This window comes from Luteibacter sahnii (genome assembly GCF_034063545.1).
Classification (GTDB): Bacteria; Pseudomonadota; Gammaproteobacteria; order Xanthomonadales; family Rhodanobacteraceae; genus Luteibacter; species Luteibacter sahnii.
In genome coordinates, this window is record NZ_JAQLOK010000003.1 from 400622 (window position 1) to 420510 (window position 19889).

The following is a 19889-nucleotide window of genomic DNA, read 5'->3' on the forward strand; positions in this document are numbered from 1 at the left end:
CGTCGCGCGCCTGGCGCGCGACCGTCCGCCTAGCGCCATGTGACGTCCACGCCCACGAGGAACGTTCGCCCCGGTGCCGGCTCGTAGTAACGCCCGTTACCGTCGTTGACGATCACCGAGCCGATGACGTGCCGGTCGGCCAGATTGTCCAGCCGGCCGAACGTGTTCACGCGCCACGGTCCGTGGTCGAACACGTAGCCGGCGCCCAAGCCGAACAGGGCATAGCCCGGCGCGGCTTCGGTGCCGAGGTCGTTGACCGGGGTCGCGCCGACCGCGTTGGCGTCGAGGGTCGCCTGCCAGCCGCGCTCGCCGCCGTATTTGATCGCCGCATAGCCCAGGCCGCGGGGAACCCCGGGAATGCGTGTTCCCGCCGCGACCGGCGTATCCGGAGCGCGGCAGCCGGCGGAGACGCAGGTGAGGAACGGCGAGCGGAAGCTCGCAAGCAGGCGCGTGTACGACGCGACGAGGTGAAGGTCGCGCGCGACCTCGTCGTCGAACGATGCCTCGATACCCTGGCGGCGGGAGCGCGCGATGTTCTGGTAGGTCGTGCGGCCACCGAGGTTCGTCGCCACCGCGAGCTCGTCGTCGCTGTCGGCGCGGAAGACCGCCACGCCCGCCGAGAGCGTTTCTGCGGGCTGTAGCTTCAGCCCCACTTCCATGTTGTTCGAGTGCGAGGGTTTGAGGTTGAAGGCGAGCCCCGCGCCGCGATCCGCGCGATAGCCGAGCTCGGAAAACGTCGGCGTCTCGAAGCCGCGTCCCCAGTTGGCGTAGACGTGCGCCCACGGCGCCGCGCGCCATAGCACGCCGCCGACCGGGGTGGTGGCCGTATAACGCACCGTGCCGCTGTCGTCGGGGTTGCCCGGCGCGATGTAGCGGTCGGTGGAGCGGAAGCGCACGTCGCTGTGGCGGACGCCGCCCATCAGCGTCCAGTCGTCGGCGACGCGCCAGGTGGCTTGGGCGTATTCGTCGACATTGAATACCCGGTCGATCTCGTCGCGGCGCAGGGCGCCACGTACGCCGAGCGCAGTACCGACGAAGTTCTCGTCGCCCTGGCGGTGCTGGTGCTGGTTGTCGTAGGCCACGCCGGCGGCCAGCTCGAAGGGCTTGCCGGCCAGGGTGTCGCGCCAGGTCCAGCGCGCGTCGCCGCCGCCATAGGCATTGGCCAGATCCACCACGCCACCTGCGTTACCGGGCTGAGACACCTGCGTGGCGACGGGGATCGACAGGTATTGCGTTACCGACCGCTGGCCGTAATACGCCATCACGCGCAGGCTGTTCGACGCGTCGATGCGTTGGTCCCAGATCACGCCGGCCTGCTGCTGGTCCGCCGACTTGCGGGTGTCGAAAGTCCGGGCAACGGCGGCGACCTGGCGTGGATCGGCGCGGTACTGTGCGCGGGTCAGGCCCAGGGGATCCTGCGCATCGGGGATGTCCACGGCGTTGAGCACGAGGGTCAGTTTCGTGTCGTCGTCGATCGTCCAGCCGAGCTTGGCGTTGCCCGATTCGCGCCGCGCCGCGCTGTGGTCGCGATAGCCGTCGGTGCGGAAGTGGGTCACGTCCACGTTGTAGTCGACCGGCCCCTCGACGCCGCGCGCGTTGGCCGAGACACGCAGGTTGCCGTTGCTGCCGCCGGCCACGCCGACGCGGTAGGTCGGCGGCTCGGTGCCGTCCGCGGTAAACAGCTGGATGACGCCGCCGGAGGCGTTGCCGTAAAGCGCCGAGAACGGGCCGCGCAACACTTCCACCCGCTCGGCCGAGTCGAGGTTGAAATGCGTGACCTGGCCCTGGCCGTCCGGCATGGTGGCCGGGATGCCGTCGGTGTAAAGGCGGATGCCGCGGATGCCGAACGTCGAGCGGGCACCGAAACCGCGGATCGAGATCTGCGTGTCCTGCGCGTAGTTCTGGCGGTCGCGCGCCGTCACGCCGGGGATCGACTGCAACCGCTCGGAAAGATTGACGTCGAGCGTGCCGTCGGGCGGGGTCGGCACGCTGTCGATCGCGGCAGGCACGTCGTAGGGCGATTGCGCGGTGCGCGTGGCGGTCACCACCACCGCGCCCAGGCGCGGTACGTCCTGGGCGGTGGCGACGGCCGGGAGCGCAAGCGCAACGGCCGCGGCGAGGGGGCGGAAGGTCATGCGGTGTGTTCCCGGGAGGAAACCCCATGATCCACGTCGTGTGTCGACGTGCCGTACATCGCTGGGCAAGGGTCGTCCATGCTAGCCTTCGGGCCACCCTCCCATCGCACCGGTAGCGCCATGAAGCAGTTCATGCGGAAGTTCGTCATCGCCAACGCCGTCGCCCTCGCCGCGAGCGCCGCCGTGATGGCCTTCGACGTCGACCAGCCGACCCAGGCCACCCCACCGGCCAGTGCCGGCCAGGTGGCCTCCACGCAGCTCGACCAGGCCGTCGCCGGGCCGTGGCGCTCCGAGCAGAACAAGGCGCGCGACACGTATCGTCATCCGAAGCAGATGCTGACCTTCTTCGGCATCCGGCCGGACATGACGGTGATCGAGATCTGGCCGTCGGGCGGTTGGTTCACCGAAATCCTCGCACCGTTCCTCAACGCCAACGGCCACTACATCGGTGCCGTGCCCGCCGGGTCCAAGAGCAAGGCCGCGCTGGAGAAGAAATTCGCCTTCGACAAGGCCCACTTCGGCAACGCCAGGCTGCTGGACTTCGACAACAAGGCGCCGAACCTCGGCCCGGACGGCTCGGCCGACATGGTGCTGACCTTCCGCAACGTGCATAACTGGGCGGCCGACGGCTCGGCTGAAACCATGTTCAAGGCGTTCTTCAAGGTGCTCAAGCCCGGCGGCGTGCTGGGCGTGGAAGACCACCGCGCGGCCAAGGGCAAGACGCTCGACCAGGTGGTGAACTCGGGCTACCTGCCGACCGATTACGTCATCAAGCTCGCTACCGATGCCGGCTTCAAGCTCGATGGCCAGAGCGAGATCAACGCCAATCCGAAGGACGATCGCGATCATCCCAAGGGCGTGTGGACGCTGCCGCCGACGCTCGAACTGGGTGAGACCGACAAGGCCAAGTACCAGGCCATCGGCGAGTCCGACCGCATGACCCTGCGCTTCGTGAAGCCCGCCGCGAAGTAAGTGCTGGTTGCGCTCAACAAGCCCTTCGGGGTGCTGTGCCAGTTCACCGACGAGGCCGGCCGGCGCACGCTGGCCGACCTCGTGCCGTACAAGGGTGTCTATGCCGCCGGTCGGCTCGACCACGACAGCGAGGGCTTGGTGCTGCTCACCGACGATGGCCGCCTGCAGCATCGGCTCGCCGACCCGAAGCACAAGCAACCCAAGACCTATCTGGTGCAGGTCGAAGGCGTGCCCACGGACGATGCGCTCGACCGGTTGCGCCGTGGCGTGACGCTCAACGACGGCCCGACCCTTCCCGCGGGCGTCCAGGCGATCGACGCACCCGAGTGGTTATGGCCGCGCGATCCGCCGGTGCGCTTCCGCAAGACCGTGCCCGATCGCTGGCTGCGTATCGTGCTGCGGGAGGGGCGCAACCGCCAGGTGCGCCGGATGACGGCGGCGGTCGGGCATCCCACGCTGCGGCTCATCCGCGAGGCCGTCGGCGATTATCGGCTCGATGGGCTGGGGCCGGGCCAGACGCGGGTGATCGATGTATCGCGCGCGGGGCGCGCTCCGACCTGACATCCGAAGTGACCGGCCCTCACCGGCAGCGGCAGCCTACCACTCCGCCACGGATCCATCCGGGTGCCGCCACAGCGGATTGCGCCAGTCGCCCGGGTCGCGGCTGCGCTCGATCACGAGCGCCTCGTTCACCTCGATGCCCAGGCCCGGCCCCTTGAACGGCAGCGCATAGCCGCCGTCGTCGAGCGTCAGGGCGTCCTTGTTGAGCATGTAGTCGAGTACCTCGCCGCCCTTGTTGTAGTGGATGCCCATGCTCTGCTCCTGCAGCGTGGCGTTCCAGCTGACGAAATCCACGTGCAGGCACGAGGCCAGCGCGATGGGTCCGAGCGGGCAGTGCGGGGCGAGCGCCACGTCGTAGGCCTCGGCCATCGCGGCGATCTTCACGCACTCGGTGATGCCGCCCGCATGGGACAGGTCGGGCTGGATGATCGAGATGCCGCCCCGCTCGAGCACGTGCTTGAACTCGAAGCGCGAATACATCCGCTCGCCCGCCGCGATGGGAATGGACGTCTGGGCGGCGATGCGCGGGTAATGCTCGGCCTGTTCGGCCAGCACCGGTTCTTCGATGAACAACGGACGGAACGGTTCGAGTTCTTTCACCAGCACCTTGGCCATGGGTGCCGAGACGCGCCCGTGGAAATCCAGGCCGAATTCCACCGTGTTGCCGAAGGCTTCGCGGATCTGCGCGACCTTGGCCACGGCGGCATCCACGGCCTTGCTGGTGCCGATGATCGACATCTCTTCGCAGCCGTTGAGCTTGAAGGTGTCGAAGCCGTGGGCGAGACGCTCTTTCATCTGCGCGATGATGTCGGCCGGCCGATCGCCGCCGACCCAGCAATAGGTTTTCATGCGGTCGCGCACGCGGCCGCCGAGCAGCTCGTAGACCGGTGCGCCGAGCACCTTGCCTTTGATGTCCCACAGGGCCTGGTCGATGCCGGCGATGGCGCTCATGAACACCGCGCCGCCGCGGTAGAAGCCGCCACGGTAAAGGGTCTGCCAGATGTCGTTGATGTGTGCCGGGTTCTTGCCGACCACGAGCTCGGACAGTTCGTGCACGGCGGCCTCGACGGTGCGCGCCCGGCCTTCCACGACGGGTTCGCCCCAGCCGACGACGCCCTCGTCGGTTTCCATCTTCAGGAACATCCAGCGAGGCGGCACGCGATAGGTGGTGATCCGTGTGACTTTCATGTTCAGACCGAGCGGTAGGCTTTGACGAAGGCGGCGGCGCGTTCGCGGGTGCGCGAGACCGGCTGCCCCGGTTTATAGAGGTCGCTGCCGAGTCCCGCGCCGATGCAGCCGGCGTCGAGGTAGTCGCCGAGATTGTCGGGGGTCACGCCGCCGACCGCCAGCAGGGGCACGTCGGGCGGCAGCACCGCGCGGATCGCCTTGACGTAACCTGGTCCCAGGTTCGCCGCGGGAAACAGCTTCAGCGACTGCGCGCCGGCGGCGAGGGCGACGAAAGCCTCGCTGGGCGTGGCAAAGCCGATGCAGGCGTACATGCCGCGCTTGACGCCCTGGCGGATCACGGCCGGATCGGTGTTCGGGGTGACCAGCAGGTGCCCGCCGAGGTCGGCTACCTCGTCCACCAGGTCGGGGCTGAGCACCGTACCCGCGCCCACCAGGGCCCGGTCACCGGCGGCGTCGACCGCGAGCGGGATACTCCGGCGCCAATCCGGCGAATTGAGCGGGATCTCGATCGCGTCGAAACCCTCCGCGATCAAGGCCTCGACGTGGTCGACGGCCTCGTCGGGCGTGATGCCGCGCAGGATCGCGACGAGGGGCAATGCGGTAGGCCAGGCCATGGAAGTCACTCGTGGTAGAGCTGGGAACGGCCGCCGTCGATGCGGATGTCGGCGGCGTTGATGTAGCGGGCTTCGTCGGAGGCCAGGAACAGCGCCGCATAGGCGATCTCCTCCGGCTCGCCGATGCGCTTGTTGGGCAGGATCTCGGTCTGCCGGCGCCGCTCGGCCTCGGGATCGGGCGCGGCGGCGAAGCCGGCTTCGGCGATGGCGGTAAGCACCAGGCCGGGCGAAATCGAATTCACGCGGATGTTGTGCGCGGCGTACTCGATGCCCAACGCTCGCGTCAGGCCGATGAGGCCGTGCTTGGCCACGGGATAGGGAAAGCAATGCGGGATGATCTTGTGCCCGTGCACCGAGGCGATGTTGACGATGCTGCCGCGGCCGAGCGCAAGCATGCCCGGAAGCACCGCCCTGGCGCAGTGCCACGCGCCCTTGAGGTCGACCTCGAAACAGCGCGTCCACTCCTCGTCGGTGAGCGCCAGCGGCGCGTTGAACACGTTGATGCCAGCGTTGTTGACGAGTACGTCGGGCGCGCCGAAACGTGCGGTCGCGGCGTCGACCATCCGCGCGACGGCGGCCGCGTCGGTGACGTCGGCCTCGTAGAGCATCGCGTGTTCCGTGCCGAGCGTCGCAAGCGTCTCGCGGGCCTGCGCGGTGTCTTCGAGCACGTTGAGCACCACGGCGGCACCATGGGCGGCGAACAGCCTCGCCGTGGCCGCGCCGATGCCCTGGGTGGCCCCGGTGACGATCGCTACCTTGCCGGCCAGGCGTGGTAGCGGCGTGGTGCGCGGGTCGGGGCGCGTCATCGCGTTCACGGCGCCACCGCGTGGCCGTAACGCGCTTCGGGCAGCCCGCGGCCGACCGGCGGCGTGCCAATGAAGATCGCGCCGTCGAACGGCCCCGGTTCGCCCGTGAGGCCTTTGTGGGCTGACGTCACCACCATGCGGTCGAGTCCGGGCCCGGCGAAGGTCACGCAGGTCGGCTGGCGCGAGGGCAGGTCGATCACCGTATCGATGCGGCCGTCGGGCGCGTAGCGGACGACGCGCGAGGCACCCCATTCGGCGTTCCACAGGAAGCCGTCGGCATCGATGGTGGAACCGTCGGGCTCGTAGCCCTCGCGCAGCCGCGCGAAGACGCGGATGCGATCGACCTCACCCGTGGCCGCGTCGTAGTCGCAGGCCATGATCTCCGCGCTGGGCGAGTCGGTGAAATACATCGTGCCGCCGTCGGGGCTGAAGCAGATGCTGTTGGTGATGGCCGCCTTGGGCAACGCGAGGCGATCAAGCCGTCCATCGCGCGCATAGCGCCAGAACGACGCGGTCTTCTCCGGACCGCGTTCGTTGAGCGTGCCGAAGATGAAATTGCCGCCGCGGTCGCAACGGCCGTCGTTCGCGCGCATGCCGATAAGATCCGGCTCGATGTCGGTGAGCACGTGCAGGGTACCGTCGGCCGTGTCCAGGCGCGCCACCTGTTTTTCCAGCGCAAGCACGAGCACGCCGGGGTCATGGGTGAGCGCGAAACAGCACGGGCGCGACGGCAGGCGATGCTCGCTCACCTGCCCCGTGGCGGGCTCGTAGGCGTAGAGCGTGGCGGTGGCGATGTCGGTCCAGCGGACCACGCCCTTGAGGTCGTCCCAGATCACGCCTTCGGCATGCGCCTGGCGGTGTTCGGAAAGAGGCTTGAAGTCGTTCATCAGCGGGCTTGCCTGCGGTTCTTGAGCTGGTCGACGAGCACGGCGATCAGGAGGATGGTGCCGCGCACGACGTATTGGTAGAAAGCGTCGATGTTCATGAGGCTCATCGCATTCTGCACAGTGCCCATGATGAGGACGCCAACGATGACGCCGCTGATCGTCGCGCGGCCACCCATCAGGGATACCCCGCCGAGCACGCAGGCCGAGATCACGTTCAGCTCAAAGCCTTGGCCGGCGTTCGGCTGGCCGCTGGTCATGCGCGAGGCGAGGATGACACCGGCCAGCGCCGCCACGAGGCCCTGGATGAGGAAGATGGCGATACGCACGCGGTCCACCGCCACGCCGGCGAGCCGGGCCGCGTCCGGGTTGCCGCCGATGGCCAGCGTATTGCGTCCGTAGATCGTCTTGTTCAGCAGCACGCCGAACAACGCGAAACAGCCCAGCGTGATCCACACCGGAACGGACAGGCCGGCTACAGATGCGCTGCCGAGGGCGAAGAATGCCTCGTTGCTGACGCCTACCGCCTGGCCATGGGAACTGATGAAGGCCAGGCCACGGACGATCTCCATCGTCGCGAGCGTGGTGATCAGGGCGTTGATCCTGAGTTTGGCGATGACCGCCCCGTTGACGAAGCCGACGAGGGCGCCGGCCACGAGGGCGGCGAGCACGCCGACGACGACGCTGCCGGTGGCATTGGCGACGATGGCGCAGAACACGCCGGCGAACGCCACCGTGGAGCCCACGGAGAGGTCGAAGTCGCGGGACGCCAGGCAGAACATCATGGTGCACGCGACCATGCCGATCTGCGACACGGACAGCAGCAGGCCGGCCATGTTGTCCCACGAGAAGAAGTACCGCACCGTGGCGCTCAACACCGCGAACAGCGCGACGAAGATGAGGATCAGGCTGTAGTCGTCCACCATCTGCCAGAGCATCGCGCGGCGTCGCGAGGCCGGTGAATCGGGCGTGGTGCCGAGGGCGGTGGCGCGGGTGTCGGTCATGGGGTTACCTGGCGGGCGGATGGGGCGGCCCCTTCGGGGAGGGCGGCGGCGAGGACACTTTCCTCGCTCGCCTCGCCGCGGGCGAACTGGGCGACGATGCGCCCGCGTGACATCGCGATCACCCGGTCGGACACCCCGAGCACTTCGGGCAGTTCGCTGGAGATCATCACCACGGCCACGCCGCGCGCGGCCAGTTCGTAGAGCACGGCGTAGATTTCGTTCTTCGCGCCGACATCAATGCCGCGCGTGGGCTCATCGACGATGAGCACGCGCAGGTCGTTCTCGGCGAGCCAGCGCGAGAGCACGGCCTTTTGCTGGTTGCCGCCGGAGAGCAGGCGGATTTCCTGGCGCCGGTTCGGCGTGCGGATGCGCAGGCGTTCGATGTAGGTGTCGGCGGTGCGCGCTTCGACGCGGTCGTTGACGAACAGGCCCGCGACGAGGTGGTTGCGTCGCGCGCTGATGTTGATGTTCTCCGACACCGAGCGCACGCCGATGATGCCTTCCTCCTTGCGGTCTTCGGGACAGAACACCAGGCCGAGGCGGATCGCGTCGCGGATGTGCGTGGGCCGCACCGCCTTGCCATCGACGCTCACCTCGCCGGAAAGACGGCGGTCGGCGCCGTAGACGGCGCGCATCAACTCCGAGCGGCCCGCGCCGACCAGGCCGAAGAACCCCACGATCTCGCCCGCTCGCACCTGGAAACTGGCCGGCAGCGGCACGGCGCGGCTCGTCACGCCCTGCACCGACAGGCGCACGGGACCGTGCTCGCGTGGACGGTAACCCCAGATGTCGCCGATGTCGCGGCCGACCATGCGTTGCACCAGCGTCTCGCGCGACACGCCCTGGAGCGTGTCGAAATCGGCGACCTTGCGGCCGTCACGGAAAATGGTGGCCGCATCGCACAGCGCGAAGATCTCGTCGAGGCGGTGCGAGATGTAGATCATCGCCTTGCCCTGCGCCCGGAGGTCGCGGACCAGGCGGAAGAGCACCTCCGTCTCGCGATGGGAGAGCGAACTGGTGGGTTCGTCGAGGGCGAGGATCGTCGCGTCGCGCAGGATGGCCTTGACGATTTCCACCATCTGCCTTTGCCCGATCGACAGCTGCTTCAGCTTCGCCCGTGGATCGAGATCGACCCCCAGGGCATCCAGCCGCTCGCGCACGAAGGCCAGCGCGCGGCGACGGTCGACCAGGCCCAGCCGCGTGGGCAGGCGCCCCAGCAGCAGGTTTTCCATCACCGACAGCTCCGGCACGTACTGGAGTTCCTGGTGGATCACCGCCACGCCGGCGGCGATGGCGTCGGCCGCGCCGCGAAACGCCACCGCCTGGCCGTCGATGGCCACCTCGCCGTCGTCGGGCACGTATTCGCCGCCGAGGATCTTCATCATCGTCGACTTGCCCGCGCCGTTCTCGCCCAGCAGGCCGTGCACGCTGCCGGCGCGCACGCTGAAGCCGACGTCGTCCAGCGCGCGCACGCCGGGGAAGCGCTTGCCGATATGACGAAATGCCAGGCGTGGCGCACTGTGCATCGTCAGAGCCCCATGTCCTTGCGCACCTGCGCGGCGTTGTCCCGGGTGATGAGTTGCCCGGTGGTCAGCGTGAGCGCCGGCGGCGCCTTGCCGTTCTTGATCCACTCGTACATGTTGATCGAGGTTTCGTACCCATGGCGCTTGGGACTGATCAGCACGCTGCCGAAGAAGCCGGTGGCCTCGGGCTTGGCGAATTCGTTCAGGGCGGACTGGCTGCCGCCGATGCCCACGCCGATCATGTCGCCGGCGCGGAAGCCGCGTCCTTCGGCGGCGCGCACGGCGCCCAGCACCGCCTCGTCGTTGAGGCCGAAGGCGACCCAGTGCTTGTAGGTCGGGTTCTGGGTGATCGCGATGTTGGCCGCATTGAACGCGTTTTCCGTGTCGGTCTTGGCTTCCGGTGCGTTGACGATGTTCGCCTTCGGAAAGCCCGCGGCGGTCAGCGCGTCGACGGCGCCATCGGTGCGCTCCTTCGCCGTCGGCAGTTGGTCGTAGGCGATCCGCAGCGCGCCCGTGTCTTCGGGTTTCCAGCCGCGCTTCTTCATTTCATCGGCGATCGCCTGGCCGACCTGTTCGCCGATCTTGGTGGCCGAGATACCCATGTGCGGCACCGAGGCGAGGGGTTGCCCGGCGCCGTCGACCAGGCGGTCGTCCACCGTCATCAGCTTGAGTCCATCGGCTTTCGCCTTGGCGACGATCGAGGGGCCCAGCTTCACGTCGGGCGTGCAGATGATGAAGCCCTGCGCATGCTGGGATTTGAGATTGTCGATAGCGGTGAGCACCTGACCGCCGTCGGGCGCGCCGATCTTGACCAGGGTGAAGCCTTTCTCCTTCGCCGCCTGCTCGGCGTATTTCCATTCGTCCTGGAACCACGGCTCTTCGGGCTGCTTCACGACGAAACCGATCTTTACCTGATCGTTGGAACCCGACGAGCAGGCCGACAGCGCCAGCGCCAGGGCGAGGGCTTTCAGGCCCAGGGCGATCTTCATCTTCATGCGGAGCTCCTCGTATCGCGAAGGGAAGGGGACTAGTCGACCAGGCCGCGCCGGCGGGCGACCGCGATGGCGCCGTGGCCGGCCAGATCGCGCTGTTCGTCGTCATCGAGCACCGTGACGGTGCCGGAAAAGAAATCGTCGCCCTCCACGAGCCGGGCGATGGCATCGCGCAGCACCGGCTTGCCGCTGATGACGAAGCGCGTGCCCGGGCTCATGCGGATGGCGCTGGAGTTCTTCAGGGTGAGCAGGTCGGAGCCGAGCACGGCGCCGAGCAGGAAGTTGGCCCGGGCGTTGGCGTCATACACGGCGAACTGGTCGAGGATGCGCACGCTGAAGCAGGCCCGGCCCAAGCCGATCTTCTTCGACTCCGCCGCGCCGGCGAGCAGCATCTCGGGGTCGACGCGCCGGGCGAAGCCGTCCTTGAGCGAGCCGGCGAGAATGGTGTCGTGCGAGATCACGTGGAGCAGTTCGCCGGCCAGCGTGGTGACGCAGCCCTCGATGCGCTGGCGGGCGTCGAGGCTGACGAACTTCGAATGGGAGCCGGGCAGCACGATCACGGTGGGCTCGGCAATGCGAAGGCGCTCGACCAGGGCGAAGGATTCGGTCTCCTCGCCGCGCATCATGTCCATGGCCTCGCAGTTGTGCAGGCCGATGTGTTCCACGGCGTTACGCACGCCGGGTACGAACCAGAGCGGCTGGTGCCAGACATTTTCCACGAGCGTCTCGCGCATGGCCTTCGCGAGGTCGTCGATGCCGGCTGGGGCGGGAACGTGCGGAATCTCGCACAGGCCCATGTTCGAGGTGATCATGCCCGAGGCCAGCACGTGACCGACGTCGCCACGCTCGAGGCCGGCGTCGGCGAGGGCCTGGACGATGGTGTCGCGCACGCCTTCTTCGAGCTTCTTCGTGTCGCCCGTGATGGCGGTGTCGCGCACCCCCACCTGGGCGGCCGCGCGGCCGACGACGCTGCCGTCGCGCCACACGCTGGCGCGGGTGTTCGTGGTGCCGGTGTCGATGGTGACGATGTTCATCGTGGATCCCGTGCGGAACGCGGTCGATTCTTGGCGGCGCCCGCGCGGACAGGCAAACTAGAATTTCTCCGGGCTTTCCCCAAATTTTTCTTGAAGACCTTGCGATGAAGCGCTCGCTCCCCCTGAATGCCGTGCGCGTATTCGAGCTTGCGGCGCAGCATCTGAGCTTCACCAAGGCGGGTGAAGAGCTGTCGCTGACCGCGGCGGCGGTCAGTGCGCAGGTCAAATCGCTCGAGGCCTACCTCGGCACGGCGCTCTTTGTGCGGAGCAACAACCGGCTCTCGCTGACGCAGGCGGGCGAACATTATTTTCCGCGGGTGCGCGACGCGTTTCGTGCGTTGCAGCACGCCACCGATCAGGTCACGGGGCAGCGCCCCCCCTCGCTGAGGGTGGCGGTGCCGCCCCCGTTCGGCACGAAATGGCTGGTACCGAGGTTGTTCCGCTTCCTCGCCAGGCATCCGGATGTCGCCGTCGAGGTGGTCACCGAGGGAGAGGACGCTGGCTGGGATCTCGCCATCGACGATCGCCTCGCCGAGGGCGCCACGCTTCTCGCGGTCAGTCGATACGTGCCCGTGTGCTCTCCCGGGCTCGCCGCGCGCATCGCGTCACCGGTCGACCTGGCCGGGCAACTGCTGTTGCATGAGCGCACCGGCCGACGCTCCGCGCCTTCCGCCAGTTGGGATCGCTGGTTCGAACTGGCCGGCGTGGACCCGGGACCGGCGTCCCGCGACATGGGCTTTGGCGACGCCACGATGATGTTGCAGGCGGCGATCGAGGGGCAGGGCGTCGCGCTCGCGCAGGAACTGCTCGTGGCCTACGATCTGGCCGCCGGGCGGCTGGCGGAGCCGTGCGAGGTGGCGGTGCCGCTGCAGCACACGTATTACCTGTCGGTGTCGCGCGAGGCATCGACCCGCGACGAAACGGCGCTGTTCCGGGCCTGGCTCGTGGCCGAACTGGGCGGCGAGCGGCCGGGCTGACCGATCAGCAGTCCCGGGCGGTCTTCCGCTTGCGCCACCACAGCACCCCGACCACGGCCAGGGCTGCCGCGATGGCCAGCCAGATGCCGGTCTGACCGCGGTGGATCCACATCGTCAGCCACTCGTGGTTATGGGCCCCGAAATAACCGAGGTAGACCCAGATCGGCACGCTGATCGCCGCGGCCATGCCATCGAGAAGGAGAAAACGGAAGAAACCCACCCGATGGGTGGCGCCCGCGGTGATGAATACCGCCGTGCGCATGCCCGGCAGAAAGCGGGCCACGAACATCAGGCGGTTGCCGTAGCGCTCGAATTTCTCCTGCACCTTGGCGTAGCGTTCGGGGGTGAGCAGGCGCGCGACCAGCCGCACGCGCATGATGCGCCCCCCGAAGTGGCGGCCGAGCAGGAACATGGTCGAATCGCCCACCAGCACGCCGGCCATGCCCACGCAGACCATGGTGTGCACGTCGCCGTAGCCCAGGCCGGTGATGATGCCGCCCGCGACGAGGGTGAGGTCCTCCGGCAGCGGGATGCCCGCGCCGCAGAGCATCAACGCGATGAACACGGCGATATAGCCGTTGTGTCCGAACACGTCGACGAGGTTGTTGAGGATATCCATCAGCGGGGCATCGATCCGGCCGGGGCCGATTCCATCGAAGAACGAGGATCGCATGATCCCACGGATCGCCGTCCACGCGAGGTGCGCTGCATCATCGGCCCTCCGCCGGTGCCGGTGCCGCGCGCGCTGCGAGCAGGGCGCGCAACTCGGCCACGCCCGCGCCGTCGAGCAGCCCGTCGCGGTGCTGGGCGATCAGATGCTCGAGGCGTTGTGACGCGGCCTGGCGTTCCATCTGGGTGAGTGCGTCGAAAAATTCCACGCGCTGCATGTCCGCTTCGCCGACCACCTCGGCCTGCATCAGCTTCTGCAACGAGGGGTATTCGGGTCGGTCCATGAAGGCTTCGACCAGCACGGCCGGGTTGATGCCCGGGCGGCTGCGCGCGATGTCGATGAGTTCGGCCAGCAGCGCCACGCCGGGCCGGTCCAGGCGCAGGAACGGATAGGGCGGCGCCACCTCGTCGGCCAGCGCGGGTTGGGCCAGGAGAAGGGTGATGGCGCTGCGCACCAGGCTGCGCTGGACATTGCCGGCCCGGGGCGGCGGCGTGGCGCGCCCGGTCGCCGCCTCGGCGTCGAGCACGGCCCGCGCGCCGGTGCGGCGTTGCAGTTCGTCCGCCATGAGATCGCGGAAGGCACCGTCGGGCAGCCGGGCGATCAGGGGGCGGGCCCGCTCGGCGAGCCGGGCGCGGCCATCGAGGCGGCTCACGTCGACGTCGCGGGCCAGTTCCTCGAAAAAGTATTCCGACAGGGGCATGGCGTCTTTCATGCGCTTCTCCATGCCCTCCTTGCCCTCCTTGCGGACCAGGGTGTCGGGATCTTCGCCGTCGGGGAGAAACAGGAAGTGGGCCTGGCGGCCGTCGCGCATGCGCGGCAGGATCGACTCCAGCGCGCGCCAGGCGGCCTGCCGCCCGGCGCGGTCGCCGTCGAAGCAGAAGTAGACGTCGGGCGCGGCGCGGAACAGTACCTCGGCGTGATCGGGCGTGGTCGCGGTGCCGAGGGTCGCCACCGCGATCGGCAGGCCAGCCTGGTGCAGGGCGATGACGTCCATGTACCCCTCGACCACCATGATCCGGGTGAGGTTGGCGTTGGCCTGTTTCACCTGCCACAGGGCGAACAGCTCCCGGCCCTTGTGGAAGAGCGCGGTTTCCGGCGAGTTGAGGTATTTCGGACCCTGGTCGGACGACAGCACGCGCCCGCCGAAGGCGATCACCCGCCCGCGCCGGTCGAGGATCGGAAACATCACCCGCTCGCGGAAACGGTCGTAGCGGTTGCCTTTTTCGTTGCTCGCGACCATGCCCGCGTCGTTGAGCAACTGTCGGCGACGGTCAGTGGTGCCAAAGGCCTTGAGCACGCCGTCGAAGCCCGCGGGCGCCCACCCCACGCGGAACCGTGCAAGGGTGTCCGCGTCGAGCCCGCGTCGTTTCACGTAGGCCCGGGCCTCGTCGCTGCCGCCCAGTTCGCGCTGGTAGAACGACGCGGCCTCATCGAGCAGGGTGTACAGGTCGCTGCGGTCTTCGCGCGGCTTGTCGTCGCGTCCGCCCTCGTAGGGCACCTTCAGGCCGACCGACTGGGCGAGTTCTTCGATGGCGTCGGGAAATTCCAGGCGATCGTAGTCCATGAGGAACTTGATCGCGCTGCCGTGGGCGCCGCAGCCGAAGCAGTGAAAGAATTGCTTTTGTGGGCTGACGTAGAAGGACGGCGAGCGCTCGTTGTGAAACGGGCAGCACGCCGTCCATTCGCGCCCCGCCTTCTTCAGGGGCACGCGCCGCTCGATCACGTCGACGATGTCGACGCGAGTGAGCAGTTCATCGATGAAGTTGTCGGGAATACGGCCGCGCATGGAACGCGTAGGATGCCATGCCTGCGCTTCCCGGCGCGATCAGAACGCCATCTTTAGGACGCCGACCACGGCGAGGATCGCGATGATGAACAGGATCAGGAAGATCGCGAAGCACACCTTGGCAACCGTCGCCGCCATGCCAGAGATGCGGCTGAAGCCCAGCGCACCGGTGACGAGCGCGATGAGACCGAAAATGATGGCGTACTTGAGCATGGGATTCTCCGATGGTGGCGCCGGAGGAGCCGCTCCCCAGTCGCGGCGGCAGGATGCGTCCGTCGATGTGGGAGTGTCGTGAATGGCGGGATCGGGGCAGGGCCCTGGACACCGTCGCGACAAAAGGGGGAGGAGCCGACCGTGTCGGCGATCCGGCGGCAGCCGGCATGGGGCGGGCGACGCGGGCCTATCGCCCCATGGCGGGCACGGCCTCACTCGCCCGTTGCGGCCCGGAGGGTTCGCGGACACGGGCCCCCGCTCCCACCGGACCGAGGCGGACATCCACCTTCTGTCATAGGAGCCCGCCCGGCGGGCGAGGCCCCCACGATCAGCCATCAGCCCAGCTTCGTCTTGACCTTGCCGGCCACAGCGCCCATGTCGGCGCGTCCGGCCGCTTTTTCCTTCACCAGGGCCACTACCTTGCCCATGTCGCGGGCGGAGGTGGCGCCGGTCTGGGCGATGGCGGCGGCGATGATGCCGTCGAGTTCGGCCTCGCTGAGCTTGGCCGGCAGGTAGCCGTCGATCACGCCCATCTCGTAGCGCTCGACGTCGGCCAGTTCCGTACGGCCGGCGTTGTCATATTGTTCGATCGAATCCCGGCGCTGCTTCTGCATCTTCTCGAGCACGGCGAGCACCTGGGCATCGTCCAGTTCGATCCGCTCATCGACCTCGCGCTGCTTGATCGCCGCCTGCATGAGGCGGATCACGGCCAGGCGATCCTTTTCGCCGCCCTTCATGGCGGCCTTCATGTCTTCTGTGATCTTTGCCTTGAGCGTCATTGCTTTATCTCCGGGACGACGAAAAGCCGGCTTCACCTTTCGGCGAAGCCGGCTCGGGTTTCCGCCTGATCACGGCGGCAGCGGGCGAACGCGCCAGCCGCGGGTCCATCGCCCGACCACGAGGGTCGGGGAGGGGATCAGTACATGCGGGTCCGGCGCGTCGTGTCGCGGGACAGACGGCGCAGGTGGCGCTTCACCGCAGCGGCGCGCTTGCGCTTACGCTCCTGGGTCGGCTTTTCGTAAAATTCGCGCTTGCGCGTTTCGGCCAGCACGCCAGCCTTTTCGCACGTACGCTTGAAGCGGCGGAGGGCAAGCTCAAACGGCTCGTTCTCGCGGACTTTAACGCTCGGCATGGAAACTCCACTTGATTAAACTGACCCGTGAACCCGGGTGAGCCGCGGATTATAACGTGATCGATTCGAAAATTTCAAAGCCCATCCTTGGCGTGGAAACCTCCTGCGACGAAACGGGGGTGGCCCTGCTGCGTTGGGATCCGGAAAAACCGGGGCGCGGCCTGCTGTCGCACGCGCTTTTCAGCCAGATCGCCCTGCACGCCGAGTACGGCGGGGTGGTGCCCGAACTGGCCAGCCGCGACCATGTGCGCAAGCTGTTGCCGCTGGTTCGCGAGGCCCTCAAGGAGGCCGGCCTCACGCCCGCCGACCTGGGCGGCGTGGCCTACACCGCCGGCCCCGGCCTTGTCGGCGCCCTGCTGGTGGGGGCGGCGGCGGCGCGGGCCATGGCCTGGGCGCTGGGTGTACCGGCCATCGGCGTGCACCACATGGAGGGTCACCTGCTGGCCCCGCTGCTCGAGGACGACCCGCCCGAGCCGCCGTTCGTGGCCCTGCTGGTGTCCGGCGGCCACTCGATGCTGGTGGAGGTGCGGGCGATCGGTGACTACCGCATCCTCGGCGACACGCTCGACGACGCCGCGGGCGAGGCCTTCGACAAGACGGCCAAGCTGATGGGCCTGCCGTATCCGGGCGGCCCGGCGCTGGCGAAACTCGCGGAGCAGGGCACGCCCGGCGCGTTCCGCTTCTCGCGGCCCATGGTCGACCGGCCCGGCCTGGACTTCAGCTTTTCCGGCCTGAAAACCCAGGTGCTGCTGGCCTGGCAGAACGCGGACAAGACCGAGCAGACCCGGGCCGACATCGCTCGCGGTTTCGAGGACGCCATCGTCGACACGCTGGCGATCAAATGCCGTCGCGCCCTTGAAGCGACCGGTACGAAACGTCTGGTGATCGCCGGCGGCGTGGGCGCCAACAAGCGGCTGCGCCAGCAACTGGCGGACGCCGCGTCGGCCGACGGCTTCAGGGTGTATTTCCCGCGCCTGCAGTTCTGTACCGACAACGGCGCGATGATTGCCCTGGCCGGCGCCATCCGCCTCGCGGCGGGGCAGGGCCAGGACCAGACGATCCAGGTGCATCCGCGCTGGAGCCTGGAAACTCTGCCCGCCGCCTGATCCCCGTGTCGCGATGCCCCGTGCGCGACCGCGCCGGGGCTTGCGCGGACGCTTCGCGTGGCCGACCCTGTTCCATTCCCTCCCACGCAAACGCCTCCCTATGGATATCGTCTTCATCGAAGACCTGCGCATCGACGCGGTCATCGGCATCTACGACTGGGAACGCCGCATCCGCCAGACGCTGTCGTTCGACCTCGAAATGGCCTTCGACAACCGCAAGCCGGCCTCGACCGACGCTATCGAAGACACGCTCAACTACAAATCGATTTCCAAGCGCCTCCAGGCCTACGTGGCAGCGTCGAGCTTCGGCTTGGTCGAGACCCTGGCCGAGCGCTGCGCGGAGATCGTGCGCGATGAGTTCGGCGTCGCCTGGGTGCGGTTGAAGCTGTCCAAACCCGGTGCCGTGCGCGGTGCGAAGGCCGTGGGCGTGCGCATCGAGCGGGGCACCCGTCCGGCATGATCGACTTCACCGCACCGTTGACCACCGCCGAAGGGTTCATCGCTTCCCCCGAACTGCGCCGTGTCGCCCTCGTGGCGGGACTGTTCCTGCTGGCGTGGCTGGTCGGGTTGATGGGGCGGCTGTTCCTGCATCGCGTGGTGCGCGTCGCCACGCGCCACACGACCTGGCGCTGGGACGATGCGCTCTACGAGCACGGTGCGTTCCGCTGGCTGGCACGCATGCTGCCGGCCATCGTCGTCTACTACGGCATCGACGCCTTGTTGGAGCCCGCCGACACCCTCGCCGTGCTCGTGCGCAACCTCGCCGTGTGCTGGATGATCGTCTGCGTGATCGGCTCGCTGGGGCGCGCGCTGGTCGCCTTCGAGTCGCTTTACAGCGCCACGCCGGCGGGCAAGCGTTCGATCAAGGGCGTGGTGCAGCTGTTGCAGCTGGCGCTGTGGATCGTCGCTTTCGTGCTGGTGATCACCAAGCTTACGCACCAGAGCATCGGCCTGCTGCTGTCGGGCATCGGCGCGATGTCGGCGGTGCTGCTGCTGGTGTTCAAGGACACCATCCTCGGGTTCGTCGCGGGTATCCAGCTGGGCACCAACGACATGCTGCGCGTGGGCGACTGGATCACCATGCCCACGGCGGGCGTGGACGGCGACGTCATCGACATCACCCTGCATACGGTGAAGGTGCGCAACTTCGACCGCACCATCGTTACCGTGCCCACCTGGAAGCTCATCGCCGAGTCGTTCCAGAACTGGCGCGGCATGTCCGAATCGGGAGGCCGGCGGATCAAGCGCGAGCTCTACGTCGACGCCGCCTGCGTGCGCTTTCTCGAGGACGACGAAATCGAGCGCTTTGGCCGGATGTATCTCCTGAAGGATTACCTCGCGCGCAAGCGCGACGACATCCGTCGCTGGAACGACGCCCTCGGCGAGCCGGGCAAGCTGCCCGTCAATCGGCGGCGACAGACCAACATCGGGGCGTTTCGCGCCTACGCCGAGGCCTACATCACGGCGCACCCGGACGTGCACGACCGGATGACGCGCATGGTCCGCATGCGCGATCCCGGGGCGCAGGGCATCCCCCTGGAGGTCTACTGCTTCACCAACACCGTGGCCTGGCTCGACTACGAGCGCATCCAGGCCGACATTTTCGATCACCTCATCGCGATCCTGCCGGAGTTCGGCCTGCGCCCCTTCCAGCAGCCGTCGGGCGGTGACGTGCGCGATGCGCTGGTGCGCCTGCACGAGGAGAGGCACTGAATGGGCCGCGCCTACCTGAGCCTGGGTTCGAATATCGACGCCGCGCGCTGGCTCCCCGCGGCGGTGGCCGCCTTGCGCGAGCGCTTCGGCGCGCTCGACGTATCCCCCGTCTATCGCAGCGCCGCCGTGGGCTTCGAGGGTCCGGATTTCTTCAACCTCGCCGTGGGCCTGGACACCGAGCTGGGCCCGGACGCGCTCAACGATTGGTTGCACGCCCTGGAAGACAGCCACGGTCGCGTCCGCGGCGGCGACCGCTACGCCAGCCGCACGCTCGATGTCGACATCGTGCTCTACGACGACCTCGTGCGGCAGGGAGCGGGACACCTTGAGCTCCCACGCGGCGAACTGCGCCATGCCTTTGTGTTGCGGCCCATGGCGGACATCGCGCCCGACGTTCGCCATCCGGTGGACGGGCGCACTCTCGGCGAGCTGTGGGCGGCTTTCCCGGCGGATCGCGAGCCGCTCACGTTGGACCCGACCCTGGCGCTCTCGTAACGCATCGCCACGCCGCCGGATGGGCCGACCGGCTCTGGCGATGCCGGCGGCCGGGTGTTAAAACACCGCCACCATCACGAGGAG

21 protein-coding genes are annotated in these 19889 nt (G+C 68.1%); 7 read left to right on the forward strand and 14 right to left on the reverse strand.

What is annotated here, in order from left to right:
• Positions 1–29 precede the first annotated feature (29 nt).
• On the reverse strand, positions 30–2135 hold the full coding sequence (locus PI246_RS12060) for a TonB-dependent receptor family protein (RefSeq protein ID WP_320551539.1): 2106 nt from the start codon (positions 2133–2135) through the stop codon (positions 30–32).
• Between the two features lie 120 nt (positions 2136–2255).
• Here PI246_RS12060 and PI246_RS12065 point away from each other — a divergent pair, with 120 nt between their 5' ends.
• Together PI246_RS12065 and PI246_RS12070 are read left to right on the forward strand one after the other, a co-directional pair.
• Complete coding sequence (locus tag PI246_RS12065; RefSeq protein WP_320551540.1) at positions 2256–3107, forward strand: class I SAM-dependent methyltransferase; 852 nt, start codon at positions 2256–2258, stop codon at positions 3105–3107.
• A complete protein-coding gene (locus tag PI246_RS12070) occupies positions 3108–3668 on the forward strand; it encodes a pseudouridine synthase (protein ID WP_320551541.1) in 561 nt (186 codons plus the stop codon).
• A gap of 36 nt (positions 3669–3704) precedes the next feature.
• On the opposite strand, the gene dgoD is transcribed toward PI246_RS12070, so the two are convergent.
• The 8 genes from dgoD to PI246_RS12110 are packed head-to-tail and all read right to left on the reverse strand — an operon-like array spanning position 3705 to position 11713.
• Positions 3705–4856 carry a galactonate dehydratase gene (gene dgoD / locus PI246_RS12075; RefSeq protein ID WP_320551542.1) on the reverse strand — a complete coding sequence of 384 codons (1152 nt, stop codon included), beginning with the start codon at positions 4854–4856 and terminating at the stop codon, positions 3705–3707.
• A 2-nt stretch (positions 4857–4858) separates the two neighbouring features.
• Complete coding sequence (locus PI246_RS12080; protein WP_320551543.1) at positions 4859–5470, reverse strand: 2-dehydro-3-deoxy-6-phosphogalactonate aldolase; 612 nt, start codon at positions 5468–5470, stop codon at positions 4859–4861.
• 5 nt (positions 5471–5475) lie between these two features.
• Complete coding sequence (locus tag PI246_RS12085; protein ID WP_320551710.1) at positions 5476–6276, reverse strand: SDR family oxidoreductase; 801 nt, start codon at positions 6274–6276, stop codon at positions 5476–5478.
• Positions 6277–6281: 5 nt separating this feature from the next.
• The gene (locus tag PI246_RS12090) at positions 6282–7163 is read right to left on the reverse strand and encodes an SMP-30/gluconolactonase/LRE family protein (protein ID WP_320551544.1); all 882 of its coding nucleotides are present in this window, start codon (positions 7161–7163) and stop codon (positions 6282–6284) included.
• Complete coding sequence (gene araH, locus PI246_RS12095; RefSeq protein WP_320551545.1) at positions 7163–8164, reverse strand: L-arabinose ABC transporter permease AraH; 1002 nt, start codon at positions 8162–8164, stop codon at positions 7163–7165. Before araH ends, PI246_RS12090 begins: the two co-directional genes overlap by 1 nt.
• Entirely contained in the window at positions 8161–9690 is a 1530-nt protein-coding gene (araG, locus tag PI246_RS12100; RefSeq protein WP_320551546.1) for an L-arabinose ABC transporter ATP-binding protein AraG, read from the reverse strand. The genes araH and araG overlap by 4 nt, the downstream gene beginning before the upstream one ends.
• A 2-nt stretch (positions 9691–9692) precedes the next feature.
• Positions 9693–10682 carry an arabinose ABC transporter substrate-binding protein gene (locus PI246_RS12105; RefSeq protein ID WP_320551547.1) on the reverse strand — a complete coding sequence of 330 codons (990 nt, stop codon included), beginning with the start codon at positions 10680–10682 and terminating at the stop codon, positions 9693–9695.
• 32 nt (positions 10683–10714) lie between these two features.
• Complete coding sequence (locus PI246_RS12110) at positions 10715–11713, reverse strand: 2-dehydro-3-deoxygalactonokinase (protein ID WP_320551548.1); 999 nt, start codon at positions 11711–11713, stop codon at positions 10715–10717.
• A gap of 104 nt (positions 11714–11817) precedes the next feature.
• Here PI246_RS12110 and PI246_RS12115 point away from each other — a divergent pair, with 104 nt between their 5' ends.
• Positions 11818–12690 carry a LysR substrate-binding domain-containing protein gene (locus PI246_RS12115; protein ID WP_320551549.1) on the forward strand — a complete coding sequence of 291 codons (873 nt, stop codon included), beginning with the start codon at positions 11818–11820 and terminating at the stop codon, positions 12688–12690.
• Positions 12691–12694: 4 nt separating this feature from the next.
• On the opposite strand, the gene PI246_RS12120 is transcribed toward PI246_RS12115, so the two are convergent.
• From PI246_RS12120 to rpsU, 5 genes are all read right to left on the reverse strand, one after another.
• Positions 12695–13363: a DedA family protein gene (locus PI246_RS12120; RefSeq protein ID WP_343218472.1), complete on the reverse strand. Its 669-nt coding sequence runs from the start codon at positions 13361–13363 to the stop codon at positions 12695–12697.
• Positions 13364–13400: 37 nt separating this feature from the next.
• Positions 13401–15146, reverse strand: a complete 1746-nt coding sequence (gene dnaG / locus PI246_RS12125) for a DNA primase (RefSeq protein ID WP_320551550.1) — start codon at positions 15144–15146, stop codon at positions 13401–13403.
• Positions 15147–15185: 39 nt separating this feature from the next.
• On the reverse strand, positions 15186–15359 hold the full coding sequence (locus PI246_RS12130) for a DUF1328 family protein (protein WP_320551551.1): 174 nt from the start codon (positions 15357–15359) through the stop codon (positions 15186–15188).
• 335 nt (positions 15360–15694) lie between these two features.
• Positions 15695–16138: a GatB/YqeY domain-containing protein gene (locus PI246_RS12135; protein ID WP_320551552.1), complete on the reverse strand. Its 444-nt coding sequence runs from the start codon at positions 16136–16138 to the stop codon at positions 15695–15697.
• 137 nt (positions 16139–16275) lie between these two features.
• Positions 16276–16491, reverse strand: coding sequence for a 30S ribosomal protein S21 (gene rpsU / locus PI246_RS12140; RefSeq protein ID WP_029213735.1), 216 nt, complete (start codon positions 16489–16491; stop codon positions 16276–16278).
• A gap of 83 nt (positions 16492–16574) precedes the next feature.
• Between rpsU and tsaD the strand changes: the two genes are divergently transcribed.
• From tsaD to folK, 4 genes are all read left to right on the forward strand, one after another.
• Entirely contained in the window at positions 16575–17597 is a 1023-nt protein-coding gene (gene tsaD, locus PI246_RS12145; RefSeq protein WP_407069814.1) for a tRNA (adenosine(37)-N6)-threonylcarbamoyltransferase complex transferase subunit TsaD, read from the forward strand.
• 100 nt (positions 17598–17697) lie between these two features.
• Entirely contained in the window at positions 17698–18057 is a 360-nt protein-coding gene (gene folB, locus PI246_RS12150; RefSeq protein WP_320551554.1) for a dihydroneopterin aldolase, read from the forward strand.
• The gene (locus PI246_RS12155) at positions 18054–19310 is read left to right on the forward strand and encodes a mechanosensitive ion channel family protein (RefSeq protein WP_320551555.1); all 1257 of its coding nucleotides are present in this window, start codon (positions 18054–18056) and stop codon (positions 19308–19310) included. Before folB ends, PI246_RS12155 begins: the two co-directional genes overlap by 4 nt.
• Positions 19311–19805, forward strand: coding sequence for a 2-amino-4-hydroxy-6-hydroxymethyldihydropteridine diphosphokinase (gene folK, locus PI246_RS12160; protein ID WP_320551556.1), 495 nt, complete (start codon positions 19311–19313; stop codon positions 19803–19805). It abuts the gene before it with no gap.
• Positions 19806–19889 lie beyond the last annotated feature (84 nt).

Excerpts from the sequence above, each read along its gene's own strand:
- PI246_RS12060 (WP_320551539.1), bottom strand. The coding sequence starts at position 2,135 with ATGACCTTCCGCCCCCTCGCCGCGGCCGTTGCGCTTGCGCTCCCGGCC.
- PI246_RS12065 (WP_320551540.1), top strand. The coding sequence starts at position 2,256 with ATGAAGCAGTTCATGCGGAAGTTCGTCATCGCCAACGCCGTCGCCCTC.
- dgoD (WP_320551542.1), bottom strand. The coding sequence starts at position 4,856 with ATGAAAGTCACACGGATCACCACCTATCGCGTGCCGCCTCGCTGGATG.
- PI246_RS12080 (WP_320551543.1), bottom strand. The coding sequence starts at position 5,470 with ATGGCCTGGCCTACCGCATTGCCCCTCGTCGCGATCCTGCGCGGCATC.
- PI246_RS12085 (WP_320551710.1), bottom strand. The coding sequence starts at position 6,276 with ATGACGCGCCCCGACCCGCGCACCACGCCGCTACCACGCCTGGCCGGC.
- PI246_RS12090 (WP_320551544.1), bottom strand. The coding sequence starts at position 7,163 with ATGAACGACTTCAAGCCTCTTTCCGAACACCGCCAGGCGCATGCCGAA.
- araH (WP_320551545.1), bottom strand. The coding sequence starts at position 8,164 with ATGACCGACACCCGCGCCACCGCCCTCGGCACCACGCCCGATTCACCG.
- araG (WP_320551546.1), bottom strand. The coding sequence starts at position 9,690 with ATGCACAGTGCGCCACGCCTGGCATTTCGTCATATCGGCAAGCGCTTC.
- PI246_RS12105 (WP_320551547.1), bottom strand. The coding sequence starts at position 10,682 with ATGAAGATGAAGATCGCCCTGGGCCTGAAAGCCCTCGCCCTGGCGCTG.
- PI246_RS12110 (WP_320551548.1), bottom strand. The coding sequence starts at position 11,713 with ATGAACATCGTCACCATCGACACCGGCACCACGAACACCCGCGCCAGC.
- PI246_RS12115 (WP_320551549.1), top strand. The coding sequence starts at position 11,818 with ATGAAGCGCTCGCTCCCCCTGAATGCCGTGCGCGTATTCGAGCTTGCG.
- PI246_RS12120 (WP_343218472.1), bottom strand. The coding sequence starts at position 13,363 with ATGCGATCCTCGTTCTTCGATGGAATCGGCCCCGGCCGGATCGATGCC.
- dnaG (WP_320551550.1), bottom strand. The coding sequence starts at position 15,146 with ATGCGCGGCCGTATTCCCGACAACTTCATCGATGAACTGCTCACTCGC.
- PI246_RS12130 (WP_320551551.1), bottom strand. The coding sequence starts at position 15,359 with ATGCTCAAGTACGCCATCATTTTCGGTCTCATCGCGCTCGTCACCGGT.
- PI246_RS12135 (WP_320551552.1), bottom strand. The coding sequence starts at position 16,138 with ATGACGCTCAAGGCAAAGATCACAGAAGACATGAAGGCCGCCATGAAG.
- rpsU (WP_029213735.1), bottom strand. The coding sequence starts at position 16,491 with ATGCCGAGCGTTAAAGTCCGCGAGAACGAGCCGTTTGAGCTTGCCCTC.
- folB (WP_320551554.1), top strand. The coding sequence starts at position 17,698 with ATGGATATCGTCTTCATCGAAGACCTGCGCATCGACGCGGTCATCGGC.
- PI246_RS12155 (WP_320551555.1), top strand. The coding sequence starts at position 18,054 with ATGATCGACTTCACCGCACCGTTGACCACCGCCGAAGGGTTCATCGCT.
- folK (WP_320551556.1), top strand. The coding sequence starts at position 19,311 with ATGGGCCGCGCCTACCTGAGCCTGGGTTCGAATATCGACGCCGCGCGC.